This window comes from Deltaproteobacteria bacterium, from assembly GCA_017302835.1.
Taxonomy (GTDB): domain Bacteria; phylum Bdellovibrionota; class Bdellovibrionia; order Bdellovibrionales; family Bdellovibrionaceae; genus UBA2316.
The window spans coordinates 29,200-47,409 of the sequence record JAFLCC010000001.1 but is presented as its reverse complement, the minus strand read 5'-3'; the positions used below and the strand labels follow the sequence as shown (position 1 = coordinate 47,409).

Annotated in this window: 14 protein-coding genes; 6 read left to right on the top strand and 8 right to left on the bottom strand. The window is 35.5% G+C overall.

Annotated features, from left to right (window positions below):
* Window positions 1-2 precede the first annotated feature (2 nt).
* Entirely contained in the window at window positions 3-275 is a 273-nt protein-coding gene (locus J0M15_00210) for a hypothetical protein (protein ID MBN8535446.1), read from the bottom strand.
* A gap of 78 nt (window positions 276-353) precedes the next feature.
* Window positions 354-1,562, bottom strand: coding sequence for a hypothetical protein (locus J0M15_00205; GenBank protein MBN8535445.1), 1,209 nt, complete (start codon window positions 1,560-1,562; stop codon window positions 354-356).
* A 110-nt stretch (window positions 1,563-1,672) separates the two neighbouring features.
* Here J0M15_00205 and J0M15_00200 point away from each other — a divergent pair, with 110 nt between their 5' ends.
* Window positions 1,673-2,578 carry a DUF4423 domain-containing protein gene (locus J0M15_00200; protein ID MBN8535444.1) on the top strand — a complete coding sequence of 302 codons (906 nt, stop codon included), beginning with the start codon at window positions 1,673-1,675 and terminating at the stop codon, window positions 2,576-2,578.
* Window positions 2,575-4,056: a hypothetical protein gene (locus J0M15_00195; protein ID MBN8535443.1), complete on the top strand. Its 1,482-nt coding sequence runs from the start codon at window positions 2,575-2,577 to the stop codon at window positions 4,054-4,056. Before J0M15_00200 ends, J0M15_00195 begins: the two co-directional genes overlap by 4 nt.
* Window positions 4,057-4,190: 134 nt before the next feature.
* On the opposite strand, the gene J0M15_00190 is transcribed toward J0M15_00195, so the two are convergent.
* From J0M15_00190 to J0M15_00175, 4 genes are all read right to left on the bottom strand, one after another.
* Window positions 4,191-4,787 carry a hypothetical protein gene (locus J0M15_00190; GenBank protein MBN8535442.1) on the bottom strand — a complete coding sequence of 199 codons (597 nt, stop codon included), beginning with the start codon at window positions 4,785-4,787 and terminating at the stop codon, window positions 4,191-4,193.
* Entirely contained in the window at window positions 4,772-6,664 is a 1,893-nt protein-coding gene (locus J0M15_00185) for a hypothetical protein (protein ID MBN8535441.1), read from the bottom strand. Before J0M15_00185 ends, J0M15_00190 begins: the two co-directional genes overlap by 16 nt.
* A gap of 195 nt (window positions 6,665-6,859) precedes the next feature.
* Window positions 6,860-8,527 carry a hypothetical protein gene (locus tag J0M15_00180; GenBank protein MBN8535440.1) on the bottom strand — a complete coding sequence of 556 codons (1,668 nt, stop codon included), beginning with the start codon at window positions 8,525-8,527 and terminating at the stop codon, window positions 6,860-6,862.
* On the bottom strand, window positions 8,505-9,173 hold the full coding sequence (locus J0M15_00175; GenBank protein ID MBN8535439.1) for a hypothetical protein: 669 nt from the start codon (window positions 9,171-9,173) through the stop codon (window positions 8,505-8,507). Before J0M15_00175 ends, J0M15_00180 begins: the two co-directional genes overlap by 23 nt.
* Window positions 9,174-9,211: 38 nt before the next feature.
* On the opposite strand from J0M15_00175, the gene J0M15_00170 reads away from it, so the two are divergent.
* Entirely contained in the window at window positions 9,212-10,789 is a 1,578-nt protein-coding gene (locus tag J0M15_00170) for a HAMP domain-containing histidine kinase (GenBank protein ID MBN8535438.1), read from the top strand.
* Window positions 10,790-10,962: 173 nt separating this feature from the next.
* Here the strand turns inward: J0M15_00170 and clpX are convergent, their stop codons facing one another.
* Together clpX and J0M15_00160 are read right to left on the bottom strand one after the other, a co-directional pair.
* Window positions 10,963-12,252: an ATP-dependent Clp protease ATP-binding subunit ClpX gene (gene clpX / locus J0M15_00165; protein MBN8535437.1), complete on the bottom strand. Its 1,290-nt coding sequence runs from the start codon at window positions 12,250-12,252 to the stop codon at window positions 10,963-10,965.
* 6 nt (window positions 12,253-12,258) lie between these two features.
* A complete protein-coding gene (locus J0M15_00160) occupies window positions 12,259-12,870 on the bottom strand; it encodes an ATP-dependent Clp protease proteolytic subunit (protein ID MBN8535436.1) in 612 nt (203 codons plus the stop codon).
* Window positions 12,871-13,048: 178 nt separating this feature from the next.
* On the opposite strand from J0M15_00160, the gene J0M15_00155 reads away from it, so the two are divergent.
* From J0M15_00155 to J0M15_00145, 3 genes are read left to right on the top strand one after another with little or no spacing between them, the layout of a single operon-like run.
* A complete protein-coding gene (locus tag J0M15_00155; protein ID MBN8535435.1) occupies window positions 13,049-14,578 on the top strand; it encodes a leucyl aminopeptidase in 1,530 nt (509 codons plus the stop codon).
* 22 nt (window positions 14,579-14,600) lie between these two features.
* Window positions 14,601-16,373 (top strand): ABC transporter ATP-binding protein, encoded by a 1,773-nt coding sequence (locus tag J0M15_00150; protein ID MBN8535434.1) that lies wholly within the window; start codon window positions 14,601-14,603, stop codon window positions 16,371-16,373.
* Window positions 16,366-18,183, top strand: coding sequence for an ABC transporter ATP-binding protein (locus J0M15_00145; GenBank protein ID MBN8535433.1), 1,818 nt, complete (start codon window positions 16,366-16,368; stop codon window positions 18,181-18,183). The genes J0M15_00150 and J0M15_00145 overlap by 8 nt, the downstream gene beginning before the upstream one ends.
* Window positions 18,184-18,210: the final 27 nt, after the last annotated feature.

Genomic DNA, 18,210 nt, shown 5'->3' with positions numbered 1-18,210 from the left:
CACTAGAATGGGTTTTGTTCTATTCCAATCTTGCCGCTGACGAGATGATCGATGGTGTCGGCGTGTTGTTTTCTTAGAGCAGAATTGATGGCGACTTCCGAACGAATGGAAAATTGATTTAAGACTTCAGAGTAGGCTTTTTTGATCGTTGAAACAACAGCCCCCCCATTAAACACTCGTGTAACGATATAAGGATTTTGCAAACCCCAGTCTTCTGTTTGAACGTGGTAATTCTTCCCTTTGACTGTGACATCTGAATTAAATCCTTTTTGCATGAGTACAAATCTCCTTACCTGAAATTAATATAAGAAAGAGAAGCTGTCTAATGAAAACAATGTAATAAGAAGGACCATTTAATTTGAGCGAGTTCTTACTTTGGCGATGGCATCTAAAAGCCGTTTTTGAATATCATATTTTTGCAAAATGATTGAAAATTCTTGAGCTTGGAGATTGAGAGATTTATTATTCAGAGTTTCTTTAACGAGATCCATCAATTTATGGGCATTAAAATCCCAGCCACGAAATTGTTTAACAAAAGGCACTCTAGAAAAATAAGGCATTCCAATTCTTTGATCTAAGTTATTTGTGATTCCAATGACCGGCTTACCGGCAAGGAGGGCTTGATAAACAGAGGGAGCCCCTCCATTGCAAATAATTAAATCTGCTCGAGCACAAACTTTTTCACCAGGAAGGAAAGCCGCTGAAAATACTTTCCCTGGAGTATGTGGAATCAATTGTGGACTGCCAACAATGATCTGAATAGGAAGTTTTTTTAACTCTTCAACTATTTCAGGTACAAGTTCCTGACGTCCTGAGGAACCCAAATTAATATACACAAGGGGCAATTCAGAAGAAAGATCAGACCACCACTCAGGTAACTCACAAGGTAAACTGCCAGCTAGTGGCCCTAGGTAACTCCATGGAGTATGAAAATTTTTTGGAGGAGGAATCAACTCTTCGGCATCTGCAAAAAGTAAATAATCGGCATCGTAATAAGAGTCGATAACATTGCTAAGTGGAGGCAGCCCAAATTCACGACGAACTTTGTTAAAGTCTTGGACTTGATTTTTAAGTACTAATGGAACAATCCAACGGCGGACCCAATAAAACAGAAAGAAGGAGATTTTCCTTCCTAAGAAGCGAAAAAAAGGGATATCAGGGACAGGCAACTTCTTTGGATCAAACCGAGGCCAATAAGAATTAATGATACTTAGATAGGGAATATTAGCAATTCGAGCACTGATGCCGAGAGAGAGTCTGAAATCACCAATAACAACATCTGGGCGCAAGGTCTGAAGAAGTTGAAGGTCCTCTGTTACCTGCTCAGAAATTTCATCATGAACCAAAAAGGTTTTACCAACGCTCAAGCGTTGTTGAAAAGTATGTGTTTCTAGGGAATGAATTTCACAGAAAGATAGCTTCTTTTCTTCAACCCAAGGTTGGTATTTTTTTGAACAGGCGAAAAATATTTTATTATCGGTTTTATTTAGCATTTCTGCTAGCATCAAGGGTCTAAGGATATGGGCCATCGTAATAGATTCGGCCATAAAAAGTACAATCATAACCCAGTCTATAATGAGTTTTGAAAACTGTGTATTTACTCCTTTCTTTCTGTAGAAAATAAATGTAGAAAATCGAAGTAGAATTATACAGACATCAAGAAAGTGTTTTAATGTCACGTTATGCGATTCTTGCTAAAATAATTTATCCAAAAAGAAAGGCACGTCTGCCAGAGGTTCTTCTATTTTTACAGAAAGAAGGAATGAAGCTTCAAGAAATGGAACAAGCCATTTTTGCACCCAGAATTGTTCCGACATTGCGAAAAAAATCCAAGATGAAAACTCAATTAGGTATTCGTAAAGATTTCATTGTTCCCTTTCTGAAAGCCCTTCGAGGATCCCGAACTTTGTTAGCTGCGAAAGAAGCCTTAGAAATAGCAACCCTTTCCACATATCACCATTGGGAAATGGGACGACGGGATATTCCATTTGAAATGTTTTTAAAAGCCATCGATGTTTTTAGTGGCAGGCTACCAGCATTCTTAGAAACATTAGGACTAAAAAATAAATTAAAGGCCCAAGGCCTTGAAGATTTACATATAGGAAGATATGAACTTTTTTTTAACGATCCATGGACTCCTACTATTTTGATGTCCTTACGCCTGCCGCAGGTTTTGAAGTTATCCAATCCTCAAGAGCAAGCTGTTTTCCTAAGCCATAGTTTGAAGATACCACTTTCTTCAGTTGAAAAATCTTTGGATTTGTTAGTTCAGCTACAGTTAATTTACCAGAAAGAGGGCAAGTTCTTCTCAAACCCCGTTCAGTTTAATGTCATTCCTTCAATCACTCCTGAAAAAATTAATGAAATTCATCAGTATTGGTTCGATCAAGCAGCCAACTTCTTGAATTATCCTGGATATCATAAACTGGAGCAGCATGCGTTGACTCACGAAAGTAAAGATAAAATAGTTCAATGGATTTCTGAACTCAGGGAAAAAATTCGTCAAGAAGTTAAATCTTCAGGCGAGCCGGAAACATTAATTCATATTCATTGGCAATTGGCGGAGCTTATAACATGAAAAATTTATTAAGATGGGTTTTAATCAGTAGTAACACCTTTAGCTACGGAGTCTTGATATTGGTGTTTAATTTTTTGTTATTCTTGAATACAACAGAAGCAAAACCTAATATTCTTGAAATGGAACATACCTTTGTGGAAAAAGAAGGGAGTTCGTGGGGAACCGACGATGTACTTAGAAAAAAAGTTGATCTGAGAGAGGAAAATGTTCCGTGGTTGTACCGGTTGCCAGTGCGGCGACCAGCGCCGCTTTCAATAAAAATTTCAAGTGATTCTTCTTCTAAGCATATTTTTATAAATGATATTGTTTTTTTGTATCGAGAGCTAAATCTTTGTGTTGACAAAAAACTCAAAATTGAAGGGTTTGGTTTTGATCAAGCGATGACAGTTTTTCTTAAAAAAGTAAGTGGATTTGACCTTATTGACGGAAGAAAACCACTTAAAGTGAATATTCTGAAGGTGGATTCAAAGTCCATGAATCCAAATTCTTTTAAAGATTGTGATGTCTTAGCGTTTCAAGCAGATGACGGTCAATTTCCATTTTCGCAGTTTCAAGAGGTTCTGCCATCAAATTCAACTGATCTTCCTCAGCTTGTTCTAGGACTTTATTACCGACAGACTGAGACAACCCTGCCGGTGATCTCATTTCATCCTCAGTTAGAAATCGATTTTCAGGGTCGTTCTGGGAAGTATCTTGAAGCTTCTCAAGGTCATAAAATAAAAGTGGATGGACGGTCCTTGTTTTTTCATGAGCTTGGTCATGTTCTTGGTTTTGCACATATAAAGATGCCGTCTTCAGTAACGTTAAATCCAGAGCTTTCAGTTATGGGAATGGATAACTCTCAACGAAAATTGGAACAGTTAGAGTTACGACTTTCAGCACCCGTTGAACTTTGGAACCGCTGGGACCTTCAGCAAACTTCGCTCTATCGGTCTTTATTATGGAAATGGTCAAAAAAGTTAGCTCTGCCTGATGCTCAATTCAAAATTCCTTCAAATTGGTTTACTCCCTATTTATGTGTGATGCCAGGAGAAGTTTTAGATATACAGTTTCGATTATTTGGTATTGATGAAGGTTCAGATTCCTATGCTACAATTAAATCTTTACCTTCTAAAATAACATTAAATGATCCATTGGTTTCAACTAGTCCTTTATATTTATTTAGAAGTAGAGAGTTATTCAGTATTTTTCCAGGACTTGAATTGTTAATAGGATATGCTGGCTTTGTGCAAGAAGACTTTCGTTTTTTTAAACCAGAGTATCTTGAAAACTTTAATTACGGTGTCAGATCCTTAGCCATTGATCAGATGCTGCCATTAAGGTTTCAGATTTCTACTTTGGTGGGCAGGGTTTCAGAAAAAGCTTATGGTAAATATATTCTCAACGGATCCTTTAAAGCGGGAAACCACTTTCCGGGAACCTACTTGCCAATGATAACTATGGATGTTTTCCCAGAACCTTCATCTTGTTATTACTAGGAGTTACGCAAATGACTCAACTCTTCGTTCTCGTCGGCGGAAACTCCTAGCGACTTCGTTTTGCCAAGACTTAGTCGTGGCCCTCCTGCGGCCTCGATTTGAGTCTTATCCGCAACCGTTGTTCAAACTTGCTCTTAGCGATAAATTTTATTTTCGTCGAAGTGTTTTAAACTTTTACTTGATAGATCCATTTGTTGGAGGAGGTTGCCTTGGAAATTCTTATTGGCAATGAATTCATAGGAATCTTCTGGTTTTGATGAAATCAATCCCACATTGCTGAAACTATTGTCTCCAATTAAAGTGCTTGCGGAAAGAGAAATTAATTTTTTCTCACTTTTTGAAAATCCAGAAACCTTAAGACTTAATTCTTGAGGCGTTTCTGGTTCGACATTTTGAAGTAGGCCCTCGATGTCGCCCTCAACGAGGGTCACTCCCTCAGGCAGAGTCCACCAGTAAGAAGCGAGGTTGTTCGAAGATTTAAGCAAGGTGATATAGGCTTTTATCTCTGTAATATCCGAATTATTTCTGGCTAAATTTATGATTTCCATTTGAACATTTACAAAAGATAAGGACTTTCCTAATTTTGATTTAAATTCAATTTCAGAAATTTTATGGTCTGCAAAGTTTGGATTTTTGGCAAAATAACTTTGAAAGAAATAAGTAGTAAAAAATCCAAAAGAAAAAAAAGAGAAGAAAATAAGAATCTTTTTTGAAGTTAATAAATTGGACATAAATCCCTCGAGATTGAGTTTACAGTTTTTTGCAGAACATACCGAGCTTCTAATCCAACTCCCGCCGAGGTTTTACCATAGGTGTTCGCTTTCACAACAAGGAAGTAAGTTCCCGGTGACAATTGGCTTAATGAAATAGCTTCATTTCCTGACTCAAACGTCGAATAGGCTCGGGAGCTTCTTTTAACTATATTTGTTGATTGTTCTCCCGATTCTTTTTCTTGGAATTCTTCGAAGTAACTATAGTCTTGTTTATATAAATATAAATCAAGGTCCACGGGGTATTGAGAATTTGTCTGCGTATAAGTCAAAGAAATAGTCGCATTTGAATCAATTTCCGCCTGACTAATATCTATCTTATAGAAATCATTTGAGCGAAATTGGTCTGATTTTTTATAAATAGGGCAATAGGTACCAGAACAATAAGTCTTATCAGCCACCGGATTCAGAATTACTTGGGGGCAGGTATTAACTGTTTGTTCTGTAAATGAATTCGCATAATCTTTGTAGACTTTACTTTGTTTCTCATTAGTTAAAATGGTATCCAAATAAGAACTTAAGCTAGAATAGGATGTCGAAATAATTTGATCTATGTTTTTGTTCATAATTATACTTGATCTGAAAGATTGAGAACCCGCATGGTAACCTATGGTTTCATCTGTGAAAGATTTCCAAAGCTCTTTAAAAGGAATGCCAGCCCCAAGAGGATGAGTGTTTTGCGCTGGTGAAATCATTTTGTATAATGTTCGACTTATGGAAACCTCTCGAAAGACACCTTCTCCTGAAGTTGTACCTGCTGGCATGCGGTCTAGCGATGCTGTTTCAGCATTTTCACTCAAGGACAAATACACATTTTGCGAACAAGATCCACTAGGTTCTTCGGGGTCATTGCAAAACCCTGCGGTGTCTAAATAAAAATTTTTCCCAAGAGCTGCTCCCTGAAAGAAATTGGCGAAACCTTCACTCCACGCAAGCCTTGGGTCAATGATAGAGTCACCGTTGTGATATCCACCAGGAGAATCTGTTTTTCCATAAACATCCTCAAGGAAGTGACCGTACTCATGTAAAATTATAGAATTATCGAAGTGATCAGTATCTGCAGTATCAACATTTCCATTAGAACCACCAAGGATAAATAATTTTCTTTCTCCAGGTTTATAAAATGAAAGTGGGCTGTCGGGGTTGCCAAAATAAGAGTAAGGGTTAAAACCCATTTTCCAATACACTGTTACTTTTTCGGCAACCCAAGAGTCGTTGTTTATTTGAGTTCGAATATAATCATTTCCCTTGTGGAGGCCTTTTAGAATATTAAAGGCACCGCCCTCGATTTTTTCGCTCTGGCTAGTTCTTGCATAAGCCAAAATTTCTCCTGTGCTGACATCGCTGGAGCCGACAGAAACTGATTTTTCAATGCTGTAGGGAGAATTATTGTTGGGATTGTTCAAGACACTCACTTTAAGTCGTCCATTAAAAGCTCTTGAAAAAATCCTAACTCTGACGTCGCCCACATTTTTAGATAAAGGCATTTGGAAAGTACCATCCGCATTTGTAATACCGCACTGGATAATATCTCCAGAGGAATTCAAAACAGCGATTTCTGCATAAGAGATAGAATCACTTTGTGGACTACCAGAGAGCGCCCTGATCAGGCCTTGTTTGGAAGAAGTGATGGCCACTGGCCGATATTGAAAATTTGCCGTTCCCGAAATAGTGATAGAGTCAGAAAAAGATCTATAGTTTACACATGGTTCTGATTCAGGAGTGACGCCGCTAGATGGGTTATCATCATTTTTACCACTTGAACAGGAAATCAATACCAGGCTTAAAAAAGTGGTGAATAAGGCCATACGAAAGGGTAACAGAAACTGAATTTTCATGTCTCACCTAGATCGGACTATTGTGCTTATGACCTTAGAAGAATAGATGATCCAAATTGAGAAAGTGAAAAATACTTCAGAAATATTTGTCTATTTAAAACCCAGCTGTTGTATTTTTTGACAATATCTTAAATGAAGACAAAATATTTATCTTAAATTTATACAAAGCATTTTGAATGCGGCATAGGGGCAATGTCATTGAGGGGTGTCTTCTAAAATAATTTGCTGACTTAAGAATTCTGAAATTAAAAATATAGAAACAGAGTTTCCACCTTGAGAATTTTTCCCCTGGGAGGATACCCACAGATATTTTCCTGACGGGCTTATGCCCAATCCAACAGGATAAGAATCAACGGGGATCCTTCCTAAAACTTTTAAATCATCAGATTTAAGCATGATGACTTCACTTCCATTATTAGATGTGGAAAATATATAATTTAATGTTGGATGGAGTTTAAAACTGCGTACACCCAAGCCGATAAATTGTTTTAAAATTTTCAAGTTAGAGATTTCCAGGCTTGTTAACTCAATTGTTTGAGTTTTCTTTCTATCTACGAAGGTAAGAAAATCTTCAACAGGGATCTTGGCAATGGTTCCAGATGAGTTACAGCCAGCAAATAAAAATTTCCCATCTAGGGATAGATGTAAGTCTCTTGTGCCAGGTTGGATACCAAAGACCGTTGCTTTATACTGAAATTTATTATTTTTATCCAGATGAAAGATTGAAATCCCACCCCCTTTCATTCGTGAAACGAAAAGGTATTTACTATCTTTTGAGAAAGCTAAACCTCTAATGCAAAATCCACAGAGTTTGTCCCTATTTACTTTCCTATTTATTGCAGAAGGTCTCTTTTCAACAATAAGTAATTGGTAAGGCTTGATATTTTTTAGATTTGGATTATCGATTTTATAAATACTGACGGTATTGTCTCCCCAATTTGAAATTGCCATCCACTTATCGTCATGTGATTTTTCAATATACTTAGAAATGGGGCCTGTGCCGAAAACCTTTTCTGTTTTATATGAATCCGTATCAATAATAGATACGGCAGAGGGTTCTTGTCCCAGCTCATCATAACTTCTTCGATAATAGGTAACCCAAAGATATTTTCCATTATGAGAAAGAACACTTTCAACAGGTTTTCCTGAAAAAACGTTAGGATTTTCATAGCTAAATTTATAATCAAAAGGTGGACGTTTCTCAAAAAGTGGTGAGTCTTTTGAGGTAAAAGAATGGTGAATAACGTGTTTTTTCTGACTGCCATCTTGATTAAAAACAACTGTTTTATGTCCTTCTAATGAATGTACAAAAACACTTTCACCATTTTTAGAAAATTGAATAGATTTTGGAGAAAATATATCCTCATCATAATGATCAGAAATCAATTCTGGCGTTTTGTTATAAGATTGCCAGCGTTGGATTAAGGTTAATTGAAGTGGTGAGTCTTTTGGCAGTGATTGACTGAAGAGGGCGGTCTCCTTTCGAAAGACATTAGTTTTTTGACCAGAATTAATAATTTTGAGGTTTTCAACCGCCGTATCCATATACAGCTTAATATTTTTATGCTCAGGATTAATTTTTAAAGCGGATTTCCAAGAATCTACGACAAGTTTCCATTCACCTAGTTTCCAGTAGGACCAACCGATTTCATAATAAAGGGCTTCGCAACTTTTGTCTAAATCGATTCCCTTTTTATAAATTTCAAGGGCCTTTGAAGTATTATTATTTTTCTGTAATTCATAAGCCTGAAGTAAGAGTTTATTTGAAGACTCATTAACGCAATTAGGAGTGGGCTCCTCAGAGAGGGCAATAAGGGACACAGAGAGAGAAAATATCGAGTTAAATATCAATACAATCAGCATCTAATTCTTCTTTGATTTCATAAGAGGTCCATTTTTTTTTAAATAGAGAATAGTTTTTATTCAAATTGATCTCATGTAAAGACAATTCTAATTTTGGCGAGGTATTAGAACAAGTATTAATTGGCCTGCGACAGCCCCTTCCCGTATTTAGATAATTAGTTAATATTTGGTGCTGATGTTTCAAGTTGCATATTTTTTTTAAATCGGCAAGGTAGATTTTTTCTATTGATTTCCCTTTTTCGACATTTTTAATTAAAAAATTCAGCCGTGTGTAAATTTGCGAAATAGATTTTTGCCATTTGACTTCTTCATTAAAAATTGAGTCTAAATAAAAAAAAGATTCCATTGCATTGAATAGCATATAAGTAAAATTTGAAGAAGACCGATTTTCACAGGGCAAATCGTTAATTGATTTCAAACTATTTTGAATTTCTAAATTCTCTTTGTTTATAAAGTTGCTATAGACAAATTGACTCGAATTGATTTTGAATTTGGATAAGATGGTCTCTATTTTTTTCTGATCAAAGTCATAAATTATTTTACAGGCAGAGATTTGAAGAAATTCTCTATTGTAGATTTGATCAGCAAGGCCTACTCCCGCCAGAGCCAGGCCTATAACGAGCCAAATTAAAAAACAGACCTTCATCGACATGATTTTAAATCGGAATATTTTTCCAAAAATAAATGTCTAGTTTTTGTATCAATTCAAGAGCTAGACTAGAGGAATTTCTATTTGGTTCCGATTCAAAATCGATGGTTACAAAGATTAGCGATTTTACTTATTTCTCTAAGCAAATGTCCGTGCCGGTGGTATTAGTTTCAGTACCAGACAGAAAAATTGTTATGGTTAATGAATCTTGTGAAGAACTTTTTGGATATTCTGTTGGGGAAATGATGGAACTAGAAATAAATAAAATCTTTGCGGCCCAAAATAGAAAAAATATTGATGCGATTATAGAAATATGTATAACGAATGCGCTTGGCTTAAAAGTAAGAGAAGGGGATTTGTTCATTCGCAGAAAAACGGGTCGAAGGTGCTTAGTTGAAGCCTCATGTTCACTCATTGAATTAGATAACCAAAAATATATATTATTTAACTTGATTGATTTGTCGATGTTGCATTCTAAACAAATTGAAAAAGATCAGTTATTACAAGATAATTTAAGAATTTCTAAACTGGCAGATTTGGCAAGGCTGACGACCGGCTTGACTCATGAGTTGAATAATCCACTTTCTGTCATTTCTGGGTACACAGATATCATAGAGGAAAACCTAAATAATAGTAAAAAATCAGTGGAAGATATTAAGAAAAATATCAAGCCCATAAAAAATAATATCGCACGGATGTCTTATATCATTTCAAAATTGATGAAAATGTTTCGATCTGATGAAATAAAGCTCAACACCGTTAGCGTTCGGAGTCTCATAAATATTGCATTGGCTACGATTAAAAATCAAATCGCTAACACAAATATAATTGTAACTCTAGAAATTGAGGATTTAAATATTACTTGTGATCTTCTTTACACTGAACAGGTAATATTGAATATATTTAATAATGCTATTTCTGCTCTAGTTAAATTTACAGATCTTAGAATGATAAATATCCGCACTTCTGAAACGGCTAATGAAATTATTATTTCAATCCATAATAATGGAGCCTTGATACCAGAAGAAAATTTTGACAAATTATTTACACCTTTTTTTACAACCAAACAAGTAAATGAGGGCGTGGGCTTGGGATTATATTTAGCACAAAATATTATGAAGACCCATGAAGGTAAAATTACCTTTGAATCAAACGCAAAAAAAGGAACCATTTTCTATTTACATTTTCCTAGACGGGCATCCATGTTTTCAGTGAGTGAAGCGACACACAAAAACATTGTTTTATTAACTGAAAATATCGGGTATAGAGATCAACTAAGTCCTTTATTGGTTGCCTCTGGACTGAAGGTTTTGAACGCAAAAAATGTTTCTGAAGCTAATCAAGAAATGACCTGCAGTCTTATCGACGCCATCGTTATTGACATTGATTTTAAAAAAGAAAATTCCTATCAGACATACCTTGAATTTATCAAACTTAATACACTTATCCCCATTGTTATTGTCACGAAAAACTTTAACCATTTAGAGCTAAAGAAAATTGAAAAATTCAAGAATATCTACATCTTTTCGTCCGATCTGACACAAGACGAAGTAAATGATATTGCCTTGCTAGTTAATCAATATCAACTCATCAAAGATCTAAAATCCGCCTAAGCGAAGGGGTTACGTTAATGACTTAACTCTTCGTTCTCGTCGGAAGGACTCTTTGTGACTTGGCTGTGCCAAGCCCCAGTCGCCTCCCACCTGCGGCCTCGATTTGAGTCATATGGGTAATCCCTGCTTAAGGGAAGAACCTGTTTGAAAAGTTAAGACTTTTCAAACAGGGACTAGGCGCTTTCTGCGGGGTCGGATAGTTTTGTGTTTTTAATTTCTTCTTCAGATTTAAAAATCAATTCGGGCTGAGATTTTAAATTAATTACATTTTCATCGATAAGAACTTCTTTAACATTTACCTTTGAAGGAACATCAAACATGATATCTAACATGGATGTTTCCAATACAGCACGGAGGCCTCGGGCGCCTGTCCGACGTTTGATAGCTGTTTGAGCGATAGCCTTCAGAGCACTTTCGGTAAATTTTAAATCGATTCCCTCAAAGTTAAATAGTTTTTGATATTGTTTGGTGATAGCATTTTTAGGTCTTACCAAAATATCAATTAAAGCAACTTCGTTTAAAGGATCAAGGACTGCCATTACTGGTAAACGACCAATGAATTCGGGAATAATTCCAAATTTGACAAGATCATCAGGCTCTACGCTTTGAAGTATATTGATTGAAGATTCTTTTTCTTGATCCGTTTTGATATCAGCAGCTATGCCCATGGTTTTATTAGTAGTTCGATTTTCGATAATTTTTTCTAAACCGACAAATGCCCCGCCGCAAATAAACAGGATATTTGAGGTGTCGATTTGAATAAACTCTTGTTGTGGATGTTTTCTGCCACCTTTAGGAGGCAAGTTAGCCACCGTTCCTTCTAAAATTTTTAATAAGGCCTGCTGGACTCCCTCACCACTCACATCTCTGGTGATAGATGGGTTCTCTGACTTTCTTGAGATCTTATCTATTTCATCTATGTAAATAACGCCTTTTTGACACTTTTCAACATCATAGTCGGCAGCTTGAAGAAGATTTAAAACAACGTTTTCCACATCTTCCCCCACATAACCCGCTTCGGTTAAGGTTGTTGCATCAGCCATAGCAAAGGGTACATTTAAAATCTTGGCAATAGTTTGGGCCAGCAAAGTCTTTCCTGATCCTGTTGGGCCAATAAGCAAGATATTCGATTTTTGCAATTCGACATCTGAGCTTTTTTTACCTGTAGAGATATTGTTGATTCTCTTGTAGTGATTGTGCACGGCCACAGCCAGGGATTTTTTAGCTTGGGTCTGGCCAATGACATACTCGTCTAAGTGCAATTTGATTTCTAGAGGTTTAGGGACCTTAAAACTTCCTTTAAAAGCGGATTCACGATCTTTTTCCTCATCAATAATATCATTACAAAGATCTATACATTCATCACAAATGTAGACTCCAGGCCCAGCAATTAGTTTTTTAACTTCTTTTTGACCTTTTCCGCAAAAGCTACAACGTAAATTACTCTGAGATGGTGTTGACATAATTTATTATCCTTTTTTTAAGCTAGATTTTCTAGAGTCCACGATATGATCTACGATACCAAATTCCTTTGCATCAATGGGACTCATGAAATTATCCCGTTCCATAGCACTAAACAACTTATCATACGGTTGTCCAGTATGTAACTCATAAATCTTTGTTAATTTCTCTTTTGTTTTTACGAGCTCTCTTGCATGGATTTCTATGTCAGTAACTTGACCACCGATCCCACCACCACCGAGATGGGGTTGATGGATCATAATTCTTGTGTTTGGTAAGGAATATCTTTTCCCCTTTGTCCCGCCGGCTAATAAAAGAGAGCCCATACTTGCCGCCATTCCCATACAATAGGTTGCAATATCGCATTTAACAAATTGCATGAAATCATAAATAGCCATTCCCGCAGAGACACTTCCCCCTGGGGAGTTGATATAAAGGTGAATATCTTTTTCTGGATTGTCTACTTCTAGAAACAACATCTGAGCAATTAATGAATTGGCAACATCATCTGTCACCGCACTTCCAAGCATGATAATTCTATCTTTTAATAAGCGGGAATAGATATCGTAGGATCTTTCTCCTTTAGATGTTTGTTCTATCACATAGGGAATTAATGCCACAGCAGTTCTCCTCGTTCTGAAAGTAAATTTTTTTATGAAATTTCACTTTCTATTTGGTTATTTAAAAAATCTATCGGCCATAGTATATTATACTTTATTGAAAAAGACCTTGAAGAATCAAATATCTGTGATAGAGCTTAACAATTAACATAAATAGCTAATAACTCACGGAGTCAATATGATTATTAATCTTTTAGCCCAGGACCTTAAAACAGTTAGTAAGAATACTAAAGATGGTGTTTATGTTACGTTTTCTTTTTCCTCAGAAGACAAAGAAAAAAATGCTTTTGTTCCAAATAAAAATTTAAGTTTAAAACTCGTTAACTCTTTGGACTCAAAACTCATATCAGGGAAGGTTTTTGAAGTTTCCTTGTACAAAGAATTTTCATTTGAATCCTTTAATCATGTGCTAGTCGTTGGCCTAGGCAAAAAAAATGAGTTGTCTCATGAAGTCTTAAGACAGGCAGTAGCTGTGGCTTTGGAGGCATTTAAAACCTTAAAAAGTGAAGATATTTTTATTGATTTAAACGATTTGCATTTAAAAAAACAAGCATCTGAATATGTCAAAGCAACAGTGGAAGGATTAGAACTTGGTTCCTATGATTTTACCGAATTAAAATCTAAAAAACCTAAGAGTGAAAAAGAAAAATCTTCAGAGCTTCAAGTGCATTTATTATTGAAAGAAGCAAAACAATCATTGATCAAAGAGGCCTTTGAAGAGGGATTGATTTTAGCACAGACCATCAACTTTGCTAAATATCTGGGTGATATGCCTGGAAATCGAATGACTCCAGAAATTTTGGCGCAAAAAACGCTTGAGGCAGTCAAAGGAACAAAAATTAAGGCCACAGTTTGGAATAAAGCAAGAATTATCAAAGAAAAAATGGGTGGTTTGTTGGGCGTGTCCCTGGGCTCTTCGGAAGAACCTCGATTTATAGTTTTGGAATATCACGGGTCTCCTCAAAAGGGGGCAAAAAAACCGCTTATTTTTGTCGGAAAAGGCTTAACTTTTGATTCCGGAGGTATTTCCATAAAACCTTCTGCGGCTATGGAAGAAATGAAATATGATATGTGCGGCGGGGCAAATGTCATTGGAACGATACTTGCTATCGCTAAATTAAATTTAAAAGTCAATGTGATGTGTTTAGTTCCCTCAACTGAAAATATGCCAGGACCTTCAGCGACTAAGCCTGGTGATATTTTAACTGGAAGGAACGGAAAAACTTTTGAAGTAAATAACACGGATGCAGAAGGTAGATTGATTCTGAGTGACGCTTTAGCCTACGCTTCTGAGCAAAATCCAGAAATAATCATTGATGCGGCGACACTGACTGGAGCCATGATCGTTGCTTTAGGCAACACGCACACGGGATACTTTACAAGAAATAAGCAACTCAAGGAAAAGATAGAAACGGCCGCTAAGAAATCAGGTGAATGGGTATGGAATATGCCGTTGTGTGATTTTCATGTTCAAGACATGAAAGGAACTTACGCAGATTTATCAAATATGTCTTCAGGTAAAGGAGCAGGCTCTGCAACTGCGGCAGCCTTTTTAGAACAATTTGTTAGTGAAAAAATACCTTGGGCTCATTTTGATATTGCAGGAACGGGTTGGGCCGCAGGGAATAGACTTAAATATTGTACAAAAAAAGGTGCAACTGGGGTTATGATCAGAACTTTTGTAGAAATTGCCAAATTGTATGAATAGCTCTTTCATGATTTTTTAAGTGATGGATGATTTAGATTTATTATTAAAAAACCCTGTAATTTACTACATAAAAAAAAATAAAAGACCCTTTTTTGTGGGACTTTCGCTTTTAGTTTTTAATAATTTTATTGATTGTTTAACTCCTATAGTTTTAAAAATGGCTATAGATTACCTTGCAAAAGGAATTTATCAACCTGTCGAAATTTTTAAAATTTCTGGAATGTTTTTTTCAATCATGGCTACGTTAGCAATAACCAGGTATGGTTGGCGGGTTTTTTGGGGCCAATTCCATACGCTATCTGCTGAGGATTTACGTAATCGTATTTTTAATCAGTTTACAGTTTTGGGGCCTAAATTTTTCAATAAGAATCCAATTGGTGAATTGATGAGCTTGATCACCAATGATGTCCAGTCCTTTAGAAATGGGATTGGTCCGGGTTTGTTGATTCTGGTAGATGGTATTAGCCTGATTGCTATCATCGTTCCTATGATGATTTATGTCGATTTTGGTTGGACTTGGAAATGTCTGATTTTAATGCCTCTCGTTCCTTTTATCATAAGCTTTATTATGAAAAAAATATGGCATAATTATAAAGATCAACAAGACCGCCTTTCTGAAATGACCGGTTACACTCAGGAAATTATTTCGGGTATTAGAACTATTAAAACGTTTTCGCAAGAGTTAAATAAAACAAAACTTTTCAATATTTTTAGCAAAAAATATGAAGAGGCAACAAATCGAATGAATTTGGTAGATGCTTTTTTTAATCCCATCATGCAACTGTCGGTTGCAACGGGAACGATTATTTTATTTTATGTTGGTGGAACTGAAGTGATTTCGGGAATAAAGACAGTGGGCTCCTTTATTGCATTCCAGCGTTACATTAACAAAATAATTTGGCCTATGTCTGCCTTGGGTTTTGGGTTTTCACAATTTCAAAAAGGGATGGCTTCGTTTTCACGAATAAAAAATCAACTTAAAGAAATACCAGAGTTTATAAACGATGAAGGAAAAGAAATTAAAGAGATTTCTAGTATCGAAGTAAAAAATTTATCCTTTTCCTATGATAAAGAAATAAAAACCTTACAAGATATCAATTTTAAAATAGTAAAAGGTGATTTTCTTGGAATCGTTGGTTCTGTTGGTTCTGGAAAATCAACTTTAATAAATCTCCTTTGTAAGTATTTAGATCCAACTTCGGGAGTTATTTTACTAAATGGAGAAGATTATAATGTTTATAAGTACTCTGAAATTTGGAAAAATATAAAACTTGTCCCCCAAGAATCTTTTTTGTTTAGCGAAACTGTTCGAAATAATATCTTGTATGGCCATGGATCAGTAATTCCAAATGAAGAAATATTGTTAGAAAAAACGATCGATCAGGTGGGAATCAAAAATGAAATTTTGTCATTGCCTGAAGCTTTTGAATCCCAACTTGGGGAACGAGGAGTCAATTTATCTGGCGGGCAGAAACAAAGATTAGCTTTAGCCAGAGGGCTGATACTACATTCTCCAGTTCTTTTACTCGATGATACTTTAAGTGCTGTGGATGCGGAAACAGAAGAAAAAATTCAAAATGAACTCTATCAAGCGAATCCCAATCAGATAAGAATAGTTATCACCCATCGATTAAAGACAGTAGGTAAAGCTAATCAAATCATCGTCTTGGAAAAAGGAAGAATAGAGGCGATGGGAACGCATTTACAGTTGTTAGAGACGTCCAAAATTTACCGACAAATGGCTGATCTGCAAGGGGCATTTCATATGCAGGACAAGGGATTATCACATGAGTGATTTTCTTCAAGAAGATAAAATTAATACGACATTAAAATATAAAGATCTTTTTGTAAGAATGACACCTTATTTCAGAAAGTATTGGCTAAGTTTAGGTGCTGTCATTGTTATGGTTATTCTTATGGCTGTTATTTCAAGATTGATTCCAACTTTGATAGGATATGCCGTAGACGAATCCTTGCTTAAAAAAAACAATGAGTTGCTGATAAAACTATTATTTTTTTATATTGGTTTAGAAATAACTCATGCGCTTTTAGATTTACTACAGCTCTATTTTTTTCAAAAATTAGGAGCGAGAGTATTGTTTAACTTGAGAGAAGATTTAATCACTAAAATTCAAAGCTATCCCATAGATTATTTTAATAAAAATCCAATTGGAAGAATCGTCACAAGAGCCACTAATGATGTCGCTCAAATCGGAGAATTATTTTCCGATGGAGTTGTTAATATTTTTGTTCAAAGTCTGACTTTAATTTCAATACTTATCGCCATTTTTATTATTTCTCCGAAGATAGCCCTGTTGACTTTAGTTAGTTTTCCATTTTTTGTTTATTTCGCTTTTGAATTAAGTGAAAAAATAAAAGAAACATTGCGAGAATCGAAAAAAAAATTATCTGAGTTAAATTCCTTTGTAGCTGAAAATTTAAATGGAATTAAAATTGTCCAACTTTACAATCGGATCCATAGAAACAGAGCTCAATTTGAAACGTTATCCAGCGAGTATAAAGATTTAAGCCTTGAATCAACTCGAAATTACGCACTGATGATGCCAATTATGAATATTTTAAATGCGGTGACTATCACATCGGCTTTTTATTTTATTGGGGTTTTCGGCAGGCAAGAGTTTCTAGCCGTAGGAAGTATGGTGGCTTTTTTTCTTCATGCGTTGGACATTGTACACCCTTTTCGAGAAATTATTGAAAAATACCAACAGTTTCAAAACAGTCTGACAAGCGCAGAAAGAGTATTTTCAATGCTAGACGAACCGACGGAACATCATTATAAAAACAGTGAGCTGAATACCAAGTTTAGCAGTGGATTTAGCAGTGGATTTAGTAGTGAGCTTAATGGTGAAAAATTTAAGGCAGATATTGAATTCAGAAATTTGAATTTCAGTTATGAAAGGTCATCAAATCCCGTTTTAAAAAACATCAATTTGCATATTAATAGAAATGATTCTGTTGCTATTATTGGAAAAACAGGAAGTGGAAAATCAACATTAATAAATTTACTCCAAGGATTTTACAAGGCACCAGAAAATTCAATTTTTATCAGTCACATATCAATTGAAAATATTCCAAGGGATTTTTTAAGAAAAAAAATAGCTGCTGTTCAGCAGGATAACTTCATCTTTAAAGGAAATATATGGAGTAATATTTCTTTAGAGTCGAATTTAATTTCTTTTGAAACAATTGAAAAAATTGCGATAGATTTAGGAATAGTAGATCATCTTAAGCTGACAGGCAGAAACCTTTTTTCAACTGTTGAGGAAAAAGGGGCGAATCTAAGTGCAGGGGAAAGGCAGCTCATTGCTTTTGCGCGAATTCTTGCTTTTGCTCCCGATGTCATTATTTTAGATGAGGCGACTTCTAATATTGATTCTCAGACAGAGCAATTAATCCAAGTTGCCACAGAAAAAATAATAAAAAACAGAACAAGTATTATTATTGCTCACAGGTTATCAACAATTAGAAATTGTAATAAAATTATTATTTTGGATCAAGGAAGGATTTTAGAGGTCGGCACCCATCAGCAGCTGATGGAGAATTCCAATCATTATAGAGAATTAATCGAAAAATATCACCGTTAGAAAAGGTATTACGCTTACTACTTAATT

Bases quoted from the DNA above. Each gene is read 5' to 3' on its own strand.
- J0M15_00170 (MBN8535438.1), top strand. From the start codon at position 9,212: ATGTCTAGTTTTTGTATCAATTCAAGAGCTAGACTAGAGGAATTTCTA.
- clpX (MBN8535437.1), bottom strand. From the start codon at position 12,252: ATGTCAACACCATCTCAGAGTAATTTACGTTGTAGCTTTTGCGGAAAA.
- J0M15_00210 (MBN8535446.1), bottom strand. From the start codon at position 275: ATGCAAAAAGGATTTAATTCAGATGTCACAGTCAAAGGGAAGAATTAC.
- J0M15_00185 (MBN8535441.1), bottom strand. From the start codon at position 6,664: ATGAAAATTCAGTTTCTGTTACCCTTTCGTATGGCCTTATTCACCACT.
- J0M15_00145 (MBN8535433.1), top strand. From the start codon at position 16,366: ATGAGTGATTTTCTTCAAGAAGATAAAATTAATACGACATTAAAATAT.
- J0M15_00190 (MBN8535442.1), bottom strand. From the start codon at position 4,787: ATGTCCAATTTATTAACTTCAAAAAAGATTCTTATTTTCTTCTCTTTT.
- J0M15_00180 (MBN8535440.1), bottom strand. From the start codon at position 8,527: ATGCTGATTGTATTGATATTTAACTCGATATTTTCTCTCTCTGTGTCC.
- J0M15_00195 (MBN8535443.1), top strand. From the start codon at position 2,575: ATGAAAAATTTATTAAGATGGGTTTTAATCAGTAGTAACACCTTTAGC.
- J0M15_00150 (MBN8535434.1), top strand. From the start codon at position 14,601: ATGGATGATTTAGATTTATTATTAAAAAACCCTGTAATTTACTACATA.
- J0M15_00155 (MBN8535435.1), top strand. From the start codon at position 13,049: ATGATTATTAATCTTTTAGCCCAGGACCTTAAAACAGTTAGTAAGAAT.
- J0M15_00175 (MBN8535439.1), bottom strand. From the start codon at position 9,173: ATGAAGGTCTGTTTTTTAATTTGGCTCGTTATAGGCCTGGCTCTGGCG.
- J0M15_00205 (MBN8535445.1), bottom strand. From the start codon at position 1,562: ATGATTGTACTTTTTATGGCCGAATCTATTACGATGGCCCATATCCTT.
- J0M15_00200 (MBN8535444.1), top strand. From the start codon at position 1,673: ATGTCACGTTATGCGATTCTTGCTAAAATAATTTATCCAAAAAGAAAG.